This window comes from Aeromonas sp. QDB17, from assembly GCF_027705305.1.
Taxonomy (GTDB): domain Bacteria; phylum Pseudomonadota; class Gammaproteobacteria; order Enterobacterales; family Aeromonadaceae; genus Aeromonas; species Aeromonas caviae.
The window spans coordinates 92,828-109,596 of record NZ_JAPDBP010000009.1 but is presented as its reverse complement, the minus strand read 5'-3'; the positions used below and the strand labels follow the sequence as shown (position 1 = coordinate 109,596).

General features: G+C 59.7%; 18 protein-coding genes. 8 read left to right on the top strand and 10 right to left on the bottom strand.

Going from position 1 to position 16,769, the window contains the following annotated elements; genetic code table 11:
- The first annotated feature begins 4 nt into the window (after positions 1–4).
- Both OKC41_RS09795 and OKC41_RS09790 read left to right on the top strand, forming a co-directional pair.
- A complete protein-coding gene (locus OKC41_RS09795) occupies positions 5–745 on the top strand; it encodes a DsbA family protein (RefSeq protein ID WP_010672791.1) in 741 nt (246 codons plus the stop codon).
- 3 nt (positions 746–748) lie between these two features.
- Entirely contained in the window at positions 749–1,273 is a 525-nt protein-coding gene (locus tag OKC41_RS09790; protein ID WP_223933322.1) for a protein disulfide oxidoreductase, read from the top strand.
- 76 nt (positions 1,274–1,349) lie between these two features.
- Here the strand turns inward: OKC41_RS09790 and OKC41_RS09785 are convergent, their stop codons facing one another.
- Positions 1,350–1,760 carry an EF-hand domain-containing protein gene (locus OKC41_RS09785; protein WP_010672789.1) on the bottom strand — a complete coding sequence of 137 codons (411 nt, stop codon included), beginning with the start codon at positions 1,758–1,760 and terminating at the stop codon, positions 1,350–1,352.
- 267 nt (positions 1,761–2,027) lie between these two features.
- Here OKC41_RS09785 and OKC41_RS09780 point away from each other — a divergent pair, with 267 nt between their 5' ends.
- Genes OKC41_RS09780 through OKC41_RS09765 form a run of 4 tightly spaced genes read left to right on the top strand, consistent with a single transcriptional unit; the run spans position 2,028 to position 4,572 of the window.
- The gene (locus OKC41_RS09780) at positions 2,028–2,312 is read left to right on the top strand and encodes a DnaJ domain-containing protein (RefSeq protein ID WP_005305278.1); all 285 of its coding nucleotides are present in this window, start codon (positions 2,028–2,030) and stop codon (positions 2,310–2,312) included.
- Between the two features lie 23 nt (positions 2,313–2,335).
- On the top strand, positions 2,336–2,878 hold the full coding sequence (locus OKC41_RS09775) for a hypothetical protein (protein WP_270671931.1): 543 nt from the start codon (positions 2,336–2,338) through the stop codon (positions 2,876–2,878).
- A 12-nt stretch (positions 2,879–2,890) separates the two neighbouring features.
- Entirely contained in the window at positions 2,891–3,658 is a 768-nt protein-coding gene (locus OKC41_RS09770; protein ID WP_010672787.1) for a hypothetical protein, read from the top strand.
- Between the two features lie 11 nt (positions 3,659–3,669).
- On the top strand, positions 3,670–4,572 hold the full coding sequence (locus tag OKC41_RS09765) for a hypothetical protein (RefSeq protein ID WP_270671929.1): 903 nt from the start codon (positions 3,670–3,672) through the stop codon (positions 4,570–4,572).
- Positions 4,573–4,673: 101 nt separating this feature from the next.
- On the opposite strand, the gene OKC41_RS09760 is transcribed toward OKC41_RS09765, so the two are convergent.
- Positions 4,674–4,997, bottom strand: a complete 324-nt coding sequence (locus OKC41_RS09760) for a hypothetical protein (RefSeq protein ID WP_182976295.1) — start codon at positions 4,995–4,997, stop codon at positions 4,674–4,676.
- A gap of 246 nt (positions 4,998–5,243) precedes the next feature.
- Between OKC41_RS09760 and OKC41_RS09755 the strand changes: the two genes are divergently transcribed.
- Positions 5,244–5,495 carry a hypothetical protein gene (locus OKC41_RS09755; RefSeq protein ID WP_039039818.1) on the top strand — a complete coding sequence of 84 codons (252 nt, stop codon included), beginning with the start codon at positions 5,244–5,246 and terminating at the stop codon, positions 5,493–5,495.
- Between the two features lie 148 nt (positions 5,496–5,643).
- On the top strand, positions 5,644–6,018 hold the full coding sequence (locus OKC41_RS09750) for a hypothetical protein (protein WP_270671928.1): 375 nt from the start codon (positions 5,644–5,646) through the stop codon (positions 6,016–6,018).
- 401 nt (positions 6,019–6,419) lie between these two features.
- Here the strand turns inward: OKC41_RS09750 and OKC41_RS09745 are convergent, their stop codons facing one another.
- The 8 genes from OKC41_RS09745 to OKC41_RS09710 all read right to left on the bottom strand — a co-directional run bounded on the left by OKC41_RS09745 (position 6,420) and on the right by OKC41_RS09710 (position 16,762).
- The gene (locus tag OKC41_RS09745; RefSeq protein WP_270671927.1) at positions 6,420–7,124 is read right to left on the bottom strand and encodes a hypothetical protein; all 705 of its coding nucleotides are present in this window, start codon (positions 7,122–7,124) and stop codon (positions 6,420–6,422) included.
- 3 nt (positions 7,125–7,127) lie between these two features.
- A complete protein-coding gene (locus OKC41_RS09740) occupies positions 7,128–8,381 on the bottom strand; it encodes an AAA family ATPase (RefSeq protein ID WP_270671926.1) in 1,254 nt (417 codons plus the stop codon).
- A gap of 128 nt (positions 8,382–8,509) precedes the next feature.
- The gene (gene parC / locus OKC41_RS09735) at positions 8,510–10,801 is read right to left on the bottom strand and encodes a DNA topoisomerase IV subunit A (protein ID WP_270671925.1); all 2,292 of its coding nucleotides are present in this window, start codon (positions 10,799–10,801) and stop codon (positions 8,510–8,512) included.
- A 254-nt stretch (positions 10,802–11,055) separates the two neighbouring features.
- Complete coding sequence (gene parE / locus OKC41_RS09730; protein WP_010672780.1) at positions 11,056–12,966, bottom strand: DNA topoisomerase IV subunit B; 1,911 nt, start codon at positions 12,964–12,966, stop codon at positions 11,056–11,058.
- Positions 12,967–13,079: 113 nt separating this feature from the next.
- Positions 13,080–15,083, bottom strand: coding sequence for an FUSC family protein (locus OKC41_RS09725; protein WP_201894586.1), 2,004 nt, complete (start codon positions 15,081–15,083; stop codon positions 13,080–13,082).
- Position 15,084: 1 nt separating this feature from the next.
- Positions 15,085–15,951, bottom strand: coding sequence for an HlyD family secretion protein (locus tag OKC41_RS09720; protein WP_128345308.1), 867 nt, complete (start codon positions 15,949–15,951; stop codon positions 15,085–15,087).
- On the bottom strand, positions 15,944–16,186 hold the full coding sequence (locus OKC41_RS09715) for a DUF1656 domain-containing protein (RefSeq protein WP_039039819.1): 243 nt from the start codon (positions 16,184–16,186) through the stop codon (positions 15,944–15,946). The genes OKC41_RS09720 and OKC41_RS09715 overlap by 8 nt, the downstream gene beginning before the upstream one ends.
- Before the next feature lie 171 nt (positions 16,187–16,357).
- The gene (locus tag OKC41_RS09710; protein WP_039039754.1) at positions 16,358–16,762 is read right to left on the bottom strand and encodes a GFA family protein; all 405 of its coding nucleotides are present in this window, start codon (positions 16,760–16,762) and stop codon (positions 16,358–16,360) included.
- Positions 16,763–16,769: the final 7 nt, after the last annotated feature.

Genomic DNA, 16,769 nt, shown 5'->3' with positions numbered 1-16,769 from the left:
TGCCATGAGATTGCGAACCCTGACCCTCTGCACCGCCCTGGTAGCCGCCACCCTGGGCACCCCCACGCTGCACGCCGCCCCCTTCACCCCGGAGCAGGAGGCCCGCATCAAGGAGCTCATTCGCGAGACCCTGATCGCCAACCCCGGGATCCTCGACGAGGCAGCCGAATCCTGGGAGAAACAGAACGCCGCGACCCAGCAGGCCCAGATGGGTGACTTCATCAAGGGCAACCAGGATGTGCTGTTCAACAGCCCCACCAGCCCGCGCCTCGGTGCCAAGCATCCCAAGCTGACCCTGGTGCTGTTCACCGACTACAACTGCCCCTACTGCAAGCAGTTCGACCCGGCGGTCGCCAAGCTGCTCGCGGCCTATCCGGACGATCTGGGGCTGGTGATCAAGTTGCTGCCGTTCAAGGGGCAGACCTCCGCCAAGGCAGCCCAGTACAGCCTGACCCTGTGGCAACAGGATCCTGCCCGCTTCCTCCCCCTGCACGACAAGCTCATGAGCAAGCAGGGGATGCTGACCGAGACGGACATCAACAAGGCGCTGGCCGCCACCGACAACCTGACCCTCAAGCCCGCAGGCAAGGCCACCGAAGAGTTGCGCAACAGCCTGCGCATCGGCACCCTGCTCGGCGTGCAAGGCACCCCGGCGACCCTTATCGGCAACCAGCTGGTGCCGGGTGCCATTCCCTATGACGAGCTGGAGCAGCTGGTGAAAGCCGAGCTGGCCAAGCGGAGCTAAGCCATGGCCGAGGATGCAGGTATAAAGGCCCCCCGCTGGCGCCGCTGGGGCAAGGAGGCGCTCTGGCTGCTGCTGATGGCGCTCGTCATCACCACCCTGGTGGATCTGTGGCGCAGCCCCACCCTGCCGGCGGGGGCCATGGAGGCCCCCTTCACCCTGCAGGACGGCACCACCACCACTCTGGTCGAGCAGAGCCGCGGCAAGCCCCTGCTGGTCTACTACTGGGCCAGCTGGTGCGGGGTGTGCCGCTTCACCACTCCCACGGTGGAGCAGCTCTGGCAGGAGGGTGAAAATGTGCTGACGGTGGCCCTGCGCTCCGGCAGCGATGAGCCGTTGCGCGCCGGGATGGCGAAGAAGGGGCTGACCTTCCCCACCCACAACGACGAGTCCGGGGATCTGGCCGCCCGCTGGCAGGTGGGGGTGACACCAACCTTCCTCGTCATCAAGGATGGGGCTCTGGTGAGCAGCACCACCGGCTGGAGCAGCGCCTGGGGGCTCAGGTTGCGGCTGCTCTGGGCAAGCTGGTAGTCCCCTTCATGCCAGAGATGCAAAGAGCCCGGTATCGCTACCGGGCTCTTTTTCATCAGAGGGCTGACAACCCGCCCTATTGGGCGGCCTCCATCGCCCGCTTCTCCAGATTGGCCTTGATGTCGAGACGCTCAGACTCCCCGATCACCCCGTCACCGTTTTTGTCCAGGCGAGAGAAGAGCGCCTCCTGCCGCGCCATGAACTGGGCCCTGGTGGTCTCCCGCGACGGCTTGAGCTGGCTCATCCGCTCCGGGACCGGCTTGCCAGCCTGTTGCATCACGCCAGCCAGCTTTGCCAGGTTGGCCTCTTTCTCGGCAACCGACAGCACGCCGTCACCGTTCTTGTCCTGCAAGGCGAAGCGCTGGGCGGCGCGCTCCATGAACTGGGCCCTGGTGACATCCCCCATCAGCGGCGAGGCGGGCAATATGTCGCTGGCAGAGGCGGCACTGCCTGCCAGCGCGAGCACGAAAAACGCGGACTTGACCATGGCGATGACTCCTTGTGACGGCAGAATCCGGATGGTTCGGACAAGAGGGGGCCGGGCAACGCCAGGGCCTGCCGCCCCCCTCTGCCAGTGTAGCCCCGCCGCCATCTCGCACCGCCCGCTCTTTTCGTACAGAAAGACCGCACTTTCATGGCAGAGGCGCTGGCTTTCCGTTAAAATCTCCGGTTTTTGCCGAGCCTGGTTTGCCGACGTTCCGCCACCAGGTCGACACAGGATGAATTCCACCATGCCAGTGAGGCAGGATCCGTCATGAACAACTACTTCCGGGTGTTGGGCGTCAAGTCCAATGCCAGTGAAAACGACATCAAAAAAGCCTATCGACGGCTGTCGAACCAGTACCACCCCGACAAGCTGCACGGGGCGAGCGAAGAAGAGAAAGAGCAGGCAGCCCTCAAGCTGCACCAGGTAAAGCAGGCTTATGAAGTGCTGTCCGATCCGAAACAGCGGGCCGCCTTTATCAAGGATTTCAACAACGTCATCGTGACCGATCCCGCTGCTGCCATGCAGGAGATGTGGGACCAGTTCTACCCCTGAGCCACCAGGCAAGAAGAGCGACTATGCAAAAAAAATGGGACCAGGCACGGCTCAAGGCCCTGCAAAGCGATGCCAGCGAGAACATCGACTCCTACCGGGATCAGGACGACCCCAAGGGGCTCGAGCAGTTCACCGACCAGATGAAGGCCCTGCTGCTGGCCGACATGAGCATGCTGGAGTTCATGCCCGAATACCTGCCGCTCGCCCTCTATGGCCGGGTGCAGTTCCCGCCCAAGGCCAAGTCGCAGTGGAACAAGTGGCTCGCCAGCGGTGAGCAACCCTCCTGGGACGAGTTCAAGGTGAGCGTCGGCTTCAACAACGCCATCCTGCCTCTGGTCAAGGCGGTGCGGGCCCAGAGCGAAGATCAGCTGATGGAAGCCTGCGCCGTGCTGTTCCTCCTGGACAACCCGCTGCCCCGCGGCAGCCACCGCAGTGATGACGACGTTGATCTGCGCGACGAAGAAGAGGAAGACGGGGAAGATGCCGACGCCGACTACCACGGCGGCAGTGGCCGCTATGGTGATGACGACGGCGAGCAGGATATGTACGACGAAGTCCGTTTCTAATTGGGGCAAGGCATGAGCAACAGTCTGATAGAAATTACCGCCATCGAGATCAAAGAGCTGGCCGTCATCGAGCCGAAGCAGGCCAGCGAGAAGTTCGAGCTGATCGCCAAGACCATGTCTGACGACCAGTTGGCAGAAGTGATTGAAAACATTGATATCGTTACCCTGACCCAGATCAACGGCCAGCACGACATCTCCTTCCCTTCCATCATCTCCGAGCTGATGACCCCGGAGCGGATCCGCGACATCGTCTGCCAGCAGCCCCTCTACTGGGAAGAGGCGATCAAGAACAACGCCGACGAGCTGCAACAGCACACCTTCGACTTCCTCAACTACCTGATCCGCACCCAGGAGAGCGAAGCCAAGCAGCGGGAGATCCTCGAGTGCGTGGCCGAGGATCCGGCCGGTCTCTTCTACCTCGCCATCCCCTTTATCGAGTTCTATCGCGGCGATCGCTATGAAGAGGACGAGGGCTATCGCGACGTGCTGCACGCCGAAGAGGAAGATCTCGAAGAGTCCCTGCGCTACAGCGAGCGCCAGCAGGCCGAAGACAGCCACGACTACGCGCTGGACGACCCCCGCAGCCTCTTGATGCTCATTCGCGAGCTGGCCCCCGAGGTGGAAAAATCCATCAAGTCGCTGCTGCGCAACGAACACTCCACCTGGGACGGCATCATCAACAAGTTTGCCGCCGAGCTGGTGATGCAGGCCAAAGAGAAGAACAAGGTCGAGGAAGACGAGTACGGCGACGTCGACGACATGTTCAGCTTTCTGGATTAAGGAGCCCATTCATGCAGTTAGTCATTCGCGATGCCAACCTGGGCCCCTTTCTGACCCAGGTGCTGCGCTTTGGCCGCGACAACGAACTCTTGAGTCAGCAGCAGCTCGCCGCCATCAAGGGCAAGGCGGTGCTGATGAGCCTCAAATTCGCCGACAAGTACTACAACAAGTACAAGATGCACCTGCTGGAGCAGGCCGCCCACGACGTCATCGGCGTGGTGAGCCTCGGTCTGCAGGAGCTCTCCCAACGGGATCCGGCCAAGGCACTGGCCCTGTTGCAGGCGCCGGAAGGCCCCATCAAGCCGTTCCAGAAGGGCTGGTCCATGCTCATCACCGTCAGCCCCAAGCAGGCTGGCAACAGCCTATACGGTGACGTGGATGCGCGCCTGCTGGACAAGATCTCCAGCCCCCCCGATGTGGAGGAGTGGCAAGGGTGGCAGGAGTACGAGAAGGCGCTGACCGAGCACAACAAGAGCCGCCTGATGGCGCTCATCGACCAGCACTTCTTCGCCTGTGAGAGCGACCACCCCACCATGGAGGACAAGCTGGCCGAGGCGCTGCTCTACCGCATCCTCTGCGGCAAGGGCAGCGGTGCAGCACCCCTCAAGGTGAAGCAGGATCTCAAGCGCAAGCTGGCGCGGGAGATTGAGCTCGACGAGGGCTGGTACGACACCGACTACCTCGCCGCCCAGCTGGCCCTGATGCTGAGCGCGCTGCCCGCAGACATGGCCGCCGCCCTGCGTCAGGAGCTGAGCCCGGGCTTTGTGCCGAACCTGCTGCATACCCTGGGGTTTGTGCGTCAGTACCAGCAGTTGCAAAAAGAGGACGCCTCGCCGGAGAAGCTCGACAACATGGAGATGCGCGCCGGGATCCGCCACCCCCTGCTCGGCTGGCCCCTCTACCACGACTTCTAAGGGGCCATACCCCCTTGCAGGACGGCACTTGCCTCTCCTCCCACAACGCCCGGCTTGCCGGGCGTTGTCATCTTTGCAGCTCGCAGATGGCGGCGCCGACCCTATCGGGCAATGGTCCACATGGCGCTCTGCATCCCGGTCTCCCGAAAATCGATCACCACGGGATAGTCGTTGCCACAGCCCGTCACCGTCCAGCGCTCCTGCCAGTGGCGACCGCCCGGCTCCCCCTCGGGAAGTTGCAGTACCACGGGCACGAAGCGCTCCGGCGCGTCACACCCCTTGGTGGCCACCCAGGATGCGACCCCCACCATGGCATCACGGATCAGCTGCTGATTGGCCAGGGTACCTTCCTGCACGGGTTCACTCGGACTGGCCTCGGCCTGGCACACCAGGGGAAAAAGCAACAGCAGGGCACAGGGTCTCATCACACCTCCAGAGGGGTCAGTCAAAAAGTGGTTCGTTCGGGGCTTTCATCATGACCCGAAACGGCGCCAGACAGAAGAGGCCACCAGGGGGGAAGCAGGCGCAGGATCCGGGGCGCAGTGGCGTGCACGAAAGGCGGACTACCTCCTAAGCGTCATTGGCCCACATTTTGTCAGGGATATAATGACTCCCCCATACAAGCCGCCGGGGAACGAGCCGTGAGCAGAAAGCCGGACCGCATGACCGCCATGCAGCAGATCATCGACGCCGTGAAGGCGGAATTTCCGCTCTATCAACCGGATACCTTCAAATGCGGACCGGACAACACCTGCATCGGCTGCCCCAAGAAGCTGATGGAGCTGGTGGATACGGACCTCTGCTACTGGCAATATCAGATCGATCGCGGCATCCCGCCCAGCTTCGACGAGCTCAACCGCTTCGGCAAGATGTGCAAAAATATCCGCCGGGCCCTGGTGCGCAATGGCCGCATTCCCGCCTGATGAGAAGCAATATGCTGCCTTCATCGGTTTTTTGTGATGGTTTTATCCACCAGAATGAATCACCACCTTATTTAATGGCTAGGCATGCCTTGCTCACCGCCTATCGTGCTGATGGCCGACGCAGGTTCATTGCCCCAAGGAGCACAATATGACTCAGGAAAGCATCCAGACCCGCTACACGCTGGATCCCGCCCTTGCCAGCGCCACCGAGCTGGAGCAAGCCATCGCCCGGGCCATCGAGGCCAACAAGCAGGACTTCTTCCCCCTGCTGGAGCGGCTGGTGGATGTGGGCGACAGCCGGGTCAAGCTCAGCCAGAAGGATCCCCTGCGGGTGCTGGGGGTGGAACTCGACGAGGCTCGCACCGGCGGCACTGCCCGCCTCGGCTACGAATCCAACTTTTCCGAGAGCTGCCGCCTTATCGACGAATACGACCAGCACCAGACCAGCGTGGATTTTACCCTCAACGGGGATCTGCTGATGTTCGATCTTGAGCTGCCCATTGCCTGGAATTTCAATAACTGAGATTCAGCGGTGTCATGCCGCTGTTGATACATGACCAGCCAGGTCCCCTCACCCTGGCCCTCTCCCAAGGGGGGAAGGAACAACTCAGCGCCAACCTCATGCCGTGGTGGTCATGCAATCAACAGTCGGTGACTCCTAAGCCCCCTCTCCCACTTTTTGCCTTAAAACAGGGGGAGAAGGATCGGGCATAAGGGGGCAAGTCATCACAACAGAAGGCATCAACAATCCATAGAGGGTTGAATCAAGTAGGGTCAAGTGGTGCAGTGTAATCAGTCTCAGTACAAGCTGAGTCGCTATGGGTAATAAAAAGAAGATAGTACACCTTTAAAATGGCTACAGCCTGTTTTCTCATTCGCCTTATTACACTTAAATATTCAGCCTACAACCATTTATATATAAAATTATCGAAAATGTTCAATAGATGTTGAAAAAAGTCTAAAGCTAATATCACACCTCCTTAAATCATCTACACTTTTCACTCTGGTTTTTTTATTGTAAAAATCACGCGACAAAAGATCATAATTATCGTATGTTTTTATAACCACTTCATTTCCAGCTTCTTTTGTCAAATAATTACCGCTATTTTTTACATTTCTTTTTACCTCCTCAACTAATAAATACATACCATTTTTGACCCTCTTTTCATCATAGTCTTTCAATTTGCTATGATGCTTCGCGAGCCAAATTTCTGTAGAGTGAATAGTGATGCAAAAAATTATTCTCTCCTCATGAGAACTGTAAAAACCTGACTCACCAAAATCAATAGCCTTTATTAGACGCTCTCTTACTCTATCTAAGAACAACTCTAAGCTAACATCTTTACCATCATCATCTACAAGTGACACATCAAAGCCAGAAAGGTGACATACGTCAGTATCGATTTGGACTATAACATTATCTATGTAATCAAAACTATCTCGAAAATCTTCACTGGAGAGATACTGAATTACTTTTTCCCAACCACCACAACCCCATTTACCGCAGTCTTTTACTGGCTGAAGAGATTGAATTTCCTCACACAAGTCCTCATCATTCAGAATACCACAAATTATATTTTCAATAACAGCTTGATCTGTTGGCCCCTCAGATATAACCCCAAACAGCATAAATTAAAACCCCTTAGGCAAACCGCCAATATATCCCCTAATCATTGCCTCAGATAGCCTAATCTTATCACCACTTTTATTTTTAGGCGCTTTATCTCGCGGAAATTCTTTTATTGTAGTAGAGCCATTTCTTTTCCTTGAGGCAATAAACAACTTCTGCTCATCATCATCTAAATTCAGCCCATCTAATGTGGCAGGATTTTGTGTGGTAAGGAATATTTGTTTATCATATTTCTTTGCCAAAAAAGCTATATAACTCATGATTTTTGCGCATAGCTTAGGGTTTAAAGCTGTATCGATGTTATCAATAGCAAATATTTTTGGAGTGTCAGAAGATACAATTGCGGCAAGATAAAAAAGGACATACAAAAATCCTTCATTGGCACTTTTTTGAGTTATCAAGCATGAGAGATACTTATCCTTGATATTTATAACATCACCATCACCAGAAGATATATCAGGTGACTCTAACTGCATAGAATCATACCATCCAATCAGACGCAATCCATCCTCAATATCTGAAAGCGCATCTTGTTGTTTATTAGTGATCTCCTTTATTAAGGTAAATAATCCCTCACCATATATCCCAAGAGGTCTTACTGCCCCTTCCCTCATTAACCATAGCAGTTGTTTATATTGAGGCGTATATATAACAAAACCATGCAGCATGGATAACTTTGCAGTCAGAGCCTTATCTGTAGCCGAGGCATAATTCGAAACTCTATTTACTTTTTTTAAAAAATCTTTACTTGTAACCTCATCTAAAATAGCTTGAAACTCCTTGTCATCCTTTCCAAAATTATCTTTTAATTTAATGAAAGCAGGTGTTTTTAACATATCAAGAATTAGCTTATACTCACTTGTTTTTTGATATATTTCCTCAAGACTTACATCGTCATCATCTACTTTAGATTCAGTTTCTATCTTCCATTCAGAGTATGTTTCATTCTCATTATTTATCTTATATTTCCTACTTCCACAGGCATCATCAACTGTTAATTCAATAACTATTGGACTCACATTTTCATCATCTGAAAACTGGGAACGCATTAATTTCGGATGAGTTACTCTTATGCCTCTGTTTTCAAGAAACTCAGCATCTAACTTGCCTGCTTCAGCTGCAGATGCAAAAGCGATAGCTTCTAATATTGTACTTTTACCGGAACCATTCTCACCAATGAATAAATTAATTCTTCCAAAACTCAAAGAGAGATCGGCTATTGATTTGAAGTTCTTGACATTAATTTTATTAATCATTTACCCACCATATTAATCAAAATGCGATTCGATGTTAACATGGAACTATCTCACATCCTATAGATGTGACAATTAGAAGGTTATCTCCTTCTAAAATAGAAAGGGCGCTTTCGCGCTCTTTCTATTAATTACCCTTCCTGATGTTCCCCCACTGCCGTCTCACCGGCGGTGGGCTCTATCTCTATCCTGTCCACCCGCTGCAGACCGCGGGGCAGCTTGGCGCCGCGGCGGCCGCGCTCGCCGCGGTAGTAGTCAAGGTCAGACGGCTTGAGGGTGAGCTTGCGCTTGCCGGCAAACAGGGTGACCGACTGGCCCTGCGGGATGACGGCGGCCATCACCATAAACTCCTCCCGCGCCTTCACGCGCGCCGACGGGATGCTGATGAGCTTGTTGCCCTTGCCCTTGCCGAGTACCGGCAGGGTATTGAGCGGGAACAGCAGCATGCGCCCCTCGTTGGAGATGGCCATGCAGAGATCGGTCTCCGGCGCGCCTATCCTCTGGGGCGCCATGACGATGCCCCCTTCCGGCACGGTGAGCAGCGCCTTGCCGTTCTTGTTCTTACCGATCAGGTCGTCATATTTGCAGACGAAGCCGTAACCGGCGTCGGAACAGATGAGATACGGCTCGCCCTCGTTACCCATCACCAGATGGCGCACCTCTTCCCCGGCCCCCAGTGCGAAGCGACCGGTGAGCGGCTCGCCCTGACTGCGGGCGGAGGGCAGGGTATGGGCCTCCAGGGAGTAGGTACGTCCCAGGGTGGAGAGGAACACCGCCTGCTGGTTGCTGCGGCCATGGGCGTGGGCGAGGTAGTTGTCCCCCGCCTTGTAGGAGAGGCCCTCCACATCGACGTCGTGGCCCTTGGCGGCGCGCACCCAGCCCTTGTCGGAGAGGATCACGGTCACCGGCTCGCTCGGGGTGAGCTCCTTCTCGGTCAGGGCCACGGCGGTGGCACGCTCCACCAGCGGGGTACGGCGATCGTCGCCGTACTTCTCGGCGTCCGCCAGGATCTCTTTCTTGAGCAGGGTGCTGAGACGGCGCTCGGAACCCAGGATCAGTTCCAGCTTGTCGCGCTCTTCCGCCAGTTCGTTCTGCTCGGCGCGCAGCTTGAACTCTTCGAGCTTGGCCAGGTGGCGCAGTTTGAGCTCGAGGATCGCCTCGGCCTGGGTCTCGCTGATGTTGAAGCGCTCCATCATCACCCGGCCCGGCTCCTCTTCGGTGCGGATGATCTCGATCACCTCGTCGATGTTGAGGTAGGCAATGAGCAAGCCTTCGAGGATGTGCAGGCGCGCCAGCACCTTGTCGAGGCGATACTGCAGGCGGCGGCGTACCGTCTCGCGGCGAAAACTCAGCCACTCGGTGAGGATGGTCTTGAGGTCTTTCACCTGGGGCCGGTTGTCCAGACCCAGGATGTTGAGGTTGACCCGGTAGTTCTTCTCCAAGTCCGTGGTAGCGAACAGGTGGGCCATCAGCCCTTCCACGTCCACCCGGTTGGAGCGCGGCACTATCACCAGACGGGTCGGGTTCTCGTGGTCCGATTCATCCCGCAGATCGGTCACCATGGGCAGCTTCTTGGCCACCATCTGGGCGGCAATCTGCTCCATGATCTTGGCGCCGGAGGCCTGATGAGGCAGCGCCGTGATGACGATGTCGCCATCTTCCTCGCTCCACACCGCCCGCTGCTTGATGGAGCCCTTGCCGGTCTCGTAGATTTTGCGGATGTCATCGCGGGGCGTGATGATCTCGGCGTTGGTCGGGTAGTCCGGCCCCTGCACATGGGCCATCAGCGCATCCAGGCCGGCATTGGGGTTGTCCAAAAGCTCCACACAGGCATGAGCCACTTCCCGCGCGTTGTGGGGCGGGATGTCGGTCGCCATGCCCACCGCGATACCGGTCACCCCGTTGAGCAGGATGTGCGGCAGGCGGGCGGGCAGCACCACCGGCTCTTTCATGGTGCCGTCGAAGTTCGGCGTCCACTCCACCGTGCCCTGTCCCAGCTCGGAGAGCAGCAGCTCGGAGAAGCGCGACAGCCGCGCCTCGGTATAACGCATGGCGGCGAAGGATTTGGGATCGTCCGGCGCACCCCAGTTGCCCTGACCGTCCACCAGCGGGTAGCGGTAGGAGAAGGGCTGGGCCATCAGCACCATGGCTTCGTAACAGGCGCTGTCGCCGTGGGGGTGATATTTACCCAGCACGTCACCCACGGTACGGGCGGACTTCTTGTGCTTGGACAGCGCCGACAGACCCAGCTCGCTCATGGCGTAGATGATGCGCCGCTGCACCGGTTTGAGGCCGTCACCGATGTGCGGCAAGGCCCGATCCATGATGACGTACATGGAGTAGTTCAAGTAAGCCTGTTCGGTAAAGGTGCGCATTGGCTGGCGCTCTACCCCGTCCAGACTGAGCTCGATGGCATCACTCATGTGATTATCTCTTTCGGTTCGGGAGCTGGTTGGCGCTCTACTTCATCCAACAGACTGAGCTCGATAGCATCACTCATATGTTTTTCTCTTGCTATGGCGCGCCCCTGGAGGGCACGCCGGAAATGCGGGTCGGCAGGGGGCCGACGGTGAATCACAAGCCCCCCTCCCAACCTCCCCCTCCATGAGGGGGAGGAGAGGCTTGGCCCCCTCCCCTTGCGAAGGGGAGGGCCGGGGTGGGGTACTTGCGACTCGCTTTAGATGATGGCGAGGTTGCCCTTCTCTTCCAGCCATTCGCGGCGATCACCGGCGCGCTTCTTGGCCAGCAGCATGTCCATCAGTTGCAGGGTCTCGTCCCCATCTTCCCCTTCTGCCCCCCCTTCCGCGCCCATGGTGAGCTGCACCAGGCGGCGGGTGTTGGGATCCATGGTGGTTTCCCGCAGCTGTTTCGGGTTCATCTCACCCAGCCCCTTGAATCGGGTCACCATCACCTTGCCCTTCTTCTTCTCGGCCTCGACCCGTTGCAGCACGCCGTTCTTCTCGTCCTCGTCGAGGGCGTAGAAGACCTCCTTGCCGATGTCGATACGATAGAGGGGCGGCATGGCCACATAGACATGGCCCTTTTCCACCAGCGTGCGGAAGTGCTTCACAAAGAGGGCGCAGAGCAGGGTGGCGATGTGCAGACCGTCCGAGTCCGCATCCGCGAGGATGCACACCTTGCCGTAGCGCAGGCCACTGAGGTCGTCGGAATCCGGGTCGAGCCCGATCGCCACCGAGATGTCGTGCACTTCCTGGGAGGCGAGCACCTGACCGGCCTCTACCTCCCAGGTGTTCAGGATCTTGCCGCGCAGGGGCATGATGGCCTGGAATTCGCGGTCGCGCGCCTGCTTGGCACTGCCGCCCGCGGAGTCACCCTCCACCAGGAAGAGCTCCCCCTGCATGGGATCCGCGCAGCCGCAGTCGGTCAGCTTGCCGGGCAGGGCCGGGCCCTGGGTTATCTTCTTGCGCACCACCGTCTTGGCGGCGCGCATCCGGCGCTGGGCGCTGGAGATGCAGAGCTCCGCCAACTGTTCGGCCAGCTCGGTGTTGCTGTTCAAGTAAAGGCTGAAGGCATCCTTCACCACGCCCGACACGAAGGCCGAGCTCTGGCGGGACGACAGTCGCTCCTTGGTCTGCCCTGCAAACTGCGGGTCCTGCATCTTGATGGAGAGGATGTAAGCGCAGCGATCCCAGATGTCTTCCGGGGTCAGCTTGACCCCGCGGGGCAAGAGGTTGCGGAACTCGCAGAACTCGCGCATGGCGTCGAGCAGCCCCTGGCGCAGGCCGTTGACATGGGTGCCACCGAGCGCGGTGGGAATAAGGTTCACATAGGATTCGGCGAGGCACTCGCCCCCTTCCGGCAACCAGCACAGGGCCCAGTCCACCGCCGACTGCTCGGAGCTGAAAGAGCCGACGAAGGGCTGCTCCGGCAGGCAGGTGAACTGTTTGACCGCATCGATGAGGTAATCCTTGAGGCCGTCTTCGTAGCACCACTCAAGCTTGATGCCGGTGTTCTTGTCGAGGAACTTGATGGTGAGGCCCGGGCAGAGCACGGCCTTGGCTTTGAGCAGGTGCTCCAGCTTGGAGACCGAGAAGCGCGGCGAATCGAAGTAGCGCGCTTCTGGCCAGAAGCGCACCCGGGTGCCGGTGTTGCGGCGTCCGCAGGTGCCGGTGATGGTCAGATCAGACACTTTCTCGCCACGCTCGAAGGCGATGTCATAGACCTGGCCGTCGCGGCGCACCGTCACCTCGACCCGATCGGAGAGGGCGTTCACCACGGAGATCCCTACCCCGTGCAAGCCGCCGGAGAACTGGTAGTTCTTGTTGGAGAACTTGCCCCCCGCGTGCAGCTTGCAGAGGATCAGCTCCACGCCGGAGACCCCTTCCTCCGGGTGGATGTCCACCGGCATGCCGCGACCGTCGTCGATCACCTCGAGGGACTGATCCTCGTGCAGGATCACCTCCAGATTGCGGGCGTGACCCGCCAGCGCCTCGTCGACGCTGTTGTCGATGACCTCCTGGCCGAGGTGATTGGGCCGGGTGGTATCGGTGTACATGCCGGGGCGGCGACGCACCGGTTCAAGGCCATTGAGGACCTCAATGGCATCCGCATTGTATTGAGTGGACATGGAGGGCCTTGCGAATTGACGTTTGGGGGGAATCTTACTCGCTGGGAGGGCCCGGGACAAATGGGGCGCTCGCAAAGGGTGATCCAGAGGGGCTCCGGCCTCCCCGCCCGGGATCAGGCGGGTTCCCCGGGCAGGGCCTGCACAAGCTGGGAGAGGGAGCAGTGGAGTCGCCACACCAGCCCCGCCAGAGCCCGGGCCGCCGGGTCTGCATGTTCCCCCAGCCCCTGGCTGATGCGGTCCAGCTCCGCCAGGGTGCGCCCCAGGGTCTCGTGCTGCACGCCCCCTTCGGTCAGAATGCCTTTCAGGCAGCGCAGACAGCCGTCCCGCACCAGATAGAGGGCCGGATCCCGGCTGCGCCAGAGCCTGAGCTGCCAGACGATGTGGCTGCAATTGAGCAGCACCACGCCCCAGCGCAGCACCCAGAGCCGGGCCCCCTGATCCTGACTCTGGCTGAGCTGGCTCACCGCGTGATAGACCCGGGATTCAAACTCCCCCTCGCTCTGCTGCGGGGCCGGGGCCAGCTGGTCCACGAAATCCCGCCGCAGACGATGCATCAGGCGGCGGCTCTTGCGCCGATCCGAGCTGGGCCTCAGGAGCTGGAACGCCAGTCCGGCACTCATCACCCCCAATGCCTGCGCGAGGCTGCTGTTGACGAAGGCGAGGTAGTCGTAGCTCGGCGGATTGGTGATGGCGAGGAAGGAGCCGAGCAGCACGATGAGCTGGCCCCAGAGCGCCGCCCCCTGGGGTCGCTGCAATTTCAGCAGTTGCAGGGTGATGAGAGCGGGGAACAGCAGGGCGCAGAAGATCCAGAAGTCGTCGATGCGTATCATCAGCCCGAACTTGACCCCGAAGCAGATAAAGCTGAGCAGCACGATGGCCTTGAGCATGGTCTGGGCCCCCTTGGCCGGGGCCGGGGTGGCGGAATAGAGCACGCAGCAGATGGCGAGCAGGGTCAGGGCCGCGGCGCCCGCATCCCACTGGCTGTGGATCCAGAAGGTGCAGCCCAGCATCACGCAGAGGAAGGTACGCCCCCCGTTGTAGGCCGCCTCCAGGCCGTCGGTGTGGCGGGTCAGAGAGCTGTGGCGCGGCGGCGCCGGCCACTCCTGGCCATCGTGGCGGGCCAGCCTTTCCAGCCAGCGCTGACACTCCAGGTAGCTCCAGCAGAAGTGGCGCAGCCGCAGCCAGAAGGCCTGACAGCGATAATCATCCCCCGAACGGGCCACGAAGGGCGCCATCAGGCGGGCAATGCGCAGCTTGTCGCAGCCCCCCTGTCCCAGCTCCCGCAGCACGGCGGCCAGCATGGGGGCCGGGTCGACGGCGTCCTCTGGCCAGTGTTGCAGCATGCGGCGCAGCCCCGAGATGAGGCTGACCATCCTCAGCTGGCGATGGAGCAGATAGTTCAGCAACTGGTTGTGGCGGCGCAGGCGGTGGTGGCTCCAGACTGCCTGGATGCGCAGCACGTTCAGGGTGAGGATCTGACCGATCACCCCCTCGTGGGCGGTGCGCACATCGGCGCCCGTCTCCCCGAGCCAGAGCAGCTGGGCATGTTCCAGCAGCCGGGTCTGGCTCTTGCCAAGGGAGTCCAGCAGGGTCTCGCCATCGGAGAAACTCGGCAGGATCATCATCATCAGGCCGCCGCAGAGGATGCCGACGATCACCTCGCTCACCCGGGCCTGGGCGATGTCGAAGATATGTTGCGGGTCGGTCAGGTTGACGCAGGAAAAGGCGATGATGGCGGCGGTATAGCCCGCCAGGGCGAAACCGTAGGAGACGTTGTTCTGATGGTGGTTGGAGATGTAGGTACAACTCCCCAGCCAGAGGGCGATAAGCAGGCTGAAGAGCCAGGGATCACCGATGCCAAGGCCGGTGATCATCACCGCCGCCATGGCGCCGATGAGGCTGCCCACCACCCGCCCCAGGCTCTTGCTGATGACGCCCCCCACGGTGGGAAAGCTCACCACTGCGGCGGAGGTCATGGCCCAGTAGGGAGAGTCGAGTTGCAGCACGAACGCCAGCCAGAGCGACAGGCACATGGCCAGGGCATTGCGCAGGGCGTAGCGCCACTGGCCGCCGTTGGCCTTGCCCCAGGGGGTCTGGCGCCAGAGCGAGGGGATCACTCTAGTCCCCTATGGTGATGGTACAGGTCGTGCCCGCGATCAAGACCAGATCCGGGGGAATCGCCAGCAGTCTGATCCGCACCGGCACCCGCTGGGCCAGGCGCACCCAGGGCACGTTCGGCTTGACGTCGAGCAGCAGCCCCTCGCTGCCTTCCAGGCTCTGATCGTGAATGGCGCGCCCTATGCTTTCCACCTCCCCCCTGAGTACCCGATCCCCGCTGTAGAGCACCACCTCGGCCGGTTTGCCGGGGGCGATGTGCCTGAGCTTGGTCTCTTCGAAATAGCCCTGCACATAGAAGGAGTGGGTGTCTATCAGGGCCACCAGGGGCACCCCGGCGGTGGCGTAGTTGCCGACCCTGGCCTGCAGGTTGGTGATGTAGCCGTCGCTCGCAGCATGGACCTCGGTCCGGGCAAGGGACCATCTGGCCTGCTCCAGATTGGCTTGGGCCACCTCATAGGCCGCCTTCATCGCCTGGGCATTGAGCCTGGATTCATCCACCGCCTCGGCGGAGATGACGGTGCGGGAGAGACTCTGGCGACGGTTCGCCTCGTGCTCCGCCTTGTCGAGATCCGACCTGGCCTTGGCCAGGGCCGCGCTGGCGTTGTCCAGCGCGATGCGATAGGGCTCGGGATCCAGGGTGAAGAGCAGCTCCCCCGCCTTCACCAGCTGGTTGTCCTTGACCCCTATCCTGACGATCTTGCCCGACACCTGGGGCGTGATGCTGACCAGCTCGGCCCGCACCTTGCCATCCCGGGTCCAGGGCCCCTGCATGTAGTCGTTCCACAGCCACCAGAGCGACACCAGCGCCAGGGCAAAGACCAGCAGGGTGGAGAGGTATTTGAGGGTCGCAAGGGGTGATTTAGCCATGTAGCAATATCCATAGGGCGCCGCTGACGGCGAGGATGAAGAGGGAGAGATCCATCAGCAGGGGGTGCCACACCTCGCCGCCGTAGAGCCAGTCCCGCAGCAGATGGTGCAGCGGCAGCCAGCCCAGCAGGCCGAGCAGCACGGCCTTGAACAGGGGCGGAAAGTAGAGCGAGGCCCCGAGGATCAGATCCGGCAGCGCTGAAGCAGTCGTCACGGGTGTGCCCCCTGTTGGCAGAGATGGAATGAAGAGAGAGGCCGGGGTCCGCCGGGAGACGGACAGGGCAAGGTTAACACAGCCGTGGCGGGGGCTACACAAGCAGATGACCCCCTGAGGTGTCGTCACGGGAGTGGCACGACAACGCCTCGCCCGTCCTCCCCGCCACCCGTCGGGGCAGTCACCTCGCGTTCAATCGGCTACGGTATCTGCCGGGTGATGCACCCCGTCGCGGGTCGGCACCTCTCCCAGATCGAACGGGTTGACCCCCTCAAGACAGGCGAGGTTGTAGCCATATTCCGCCGGATTGGATCGGCGTTGGTGATGGGTGTAGATGCCGCAGACGCTGCAGAAGTAGTGTTTCGCGGTGCGGGTGTTGAACTGGTAGCAGCGAAGCGCCGCCTCCCCTTGCAGGATGCGGATGCCGGAGAGCGGCACCGAGGCGACGATGGCCCCACGCCGCCGACAGAAGGAGCAGTCGCAGCGGCGCGGATCCACCACGCCATCCGGCAGTGTCAGCTCCAGCACCACGGCGCCGCAGTGGCAGCTCGCCTTGTGTTTCTTCTGGATGGGGGTATTGCCGATGCGTGTGATCATGCTGCCT

Coding starts and splice junctions, on each gene's coding strand:
- parE (WP_010672780.1), bottom strand. CDS start 12,966: ATGTCCACTCAATACAATGCGGATGCCATTGAGGTCCTCAATGGCCTT.
- OKC41_RS09720 (WP_128345308.1), bottom strand. CDS start 15,951: ATGGCTAAATCACCCCTTGCGACCCTCAAATACCTCTCCACCCTGCTG.
- OKC41_RS09790 (WP_223933322.1), top strand. CDS start 749: ATGGCCGAGGATGCAGGTATAAAGGCCCCCCGCTGGCGCCGCTGGGGC.
- OKC41_RS09775 (WP_270671931.1), top strand. CDS start 2,336: ATGCAAAAAAAATGGGACCAGGCACGGCTCAAGGCCCTGCAAAGCGAT.
- OKC41_RS09760 (WP_182976295.1), bottom strand. CDS start 4,997: ATGAGACCCTGTGCCCTGCTGTTGCTTTTTCCCCTGGTGTGCCAGGCC.
- OKC41_RS09780 (WP_005305278.1), top strand. CDS start 2,028: ATGAACAACTACTTCCGGGTGTTGGGCGTCAAGTCCAATGCCAGTGAA.
- OKC41_RS09770 (WP_010672787.1), top strand. CDS start 2,891: ATGAGCAACAGTCTGATAGAAATTACCGCCATCGAGATCAAAGAGCTG.
- OKC41_RS09740 (WP_270671926.1), bottom strand. CDS start 8,381: ATGATTAATAAAATTAATGTCAAGAACTTCAAATCAATAGCCGATCTC.
- OKC41_RS09755 (WP_039039818.1), top strand. CDS start 5,244: ATGCAGCAGATCATCGACGCCGTGAAGGCGGAATTTCCGCTCTATCAA.
- parC (WP_270671925.1), bottom strand. CDS start 10,801: ATGAGTGATGCCATCGAGCTCAGTCTGGACGGGGTAGAGCGCCAGCCA.
- OKC41_RS09745 (WP_270671927.1), bottom strand. CDS start 7,124: ATGCTGTTTGGGGTTATATCTGAGGGGCCAACAGATCAAGCTGTTATT.
- OKC41_RS09765 (WP_270671929.1), top strand. CDS start 3,670: ATGCAGTTAGTCATTCGCGATGCCAACCTGGGCCCCTTTCTGACCCAG.
- OKC41_RS09795 (WP_010672791.1), top strand. CDS start 5: ATGAGATTGCGAACCCTGACCCTCTGCACCGCCCTGGTAGCCGCCACC.
- OKC41_RS09750 (WP_270671928.1), top strand. CDS start 5,644: ATGACTCAGGAAAGCATCCAGACCCGCTACACGCTGGATCCCGCCCTT.
- OKC41_RS09785 (WP_010672789.1), bottom strand. CDS start 1,760: ATGGTCAAGTCCGCGTTTTTCGTGCTCGCGCTGGCAGGCAGTGCCGCC.
- OKC41_RS09710 (WP_039039754.1), bottom strand. CDS start 16,762: ATGATCACACGCATCGGCAATACCCCCATCCAGAAGAAACACAAGGCG.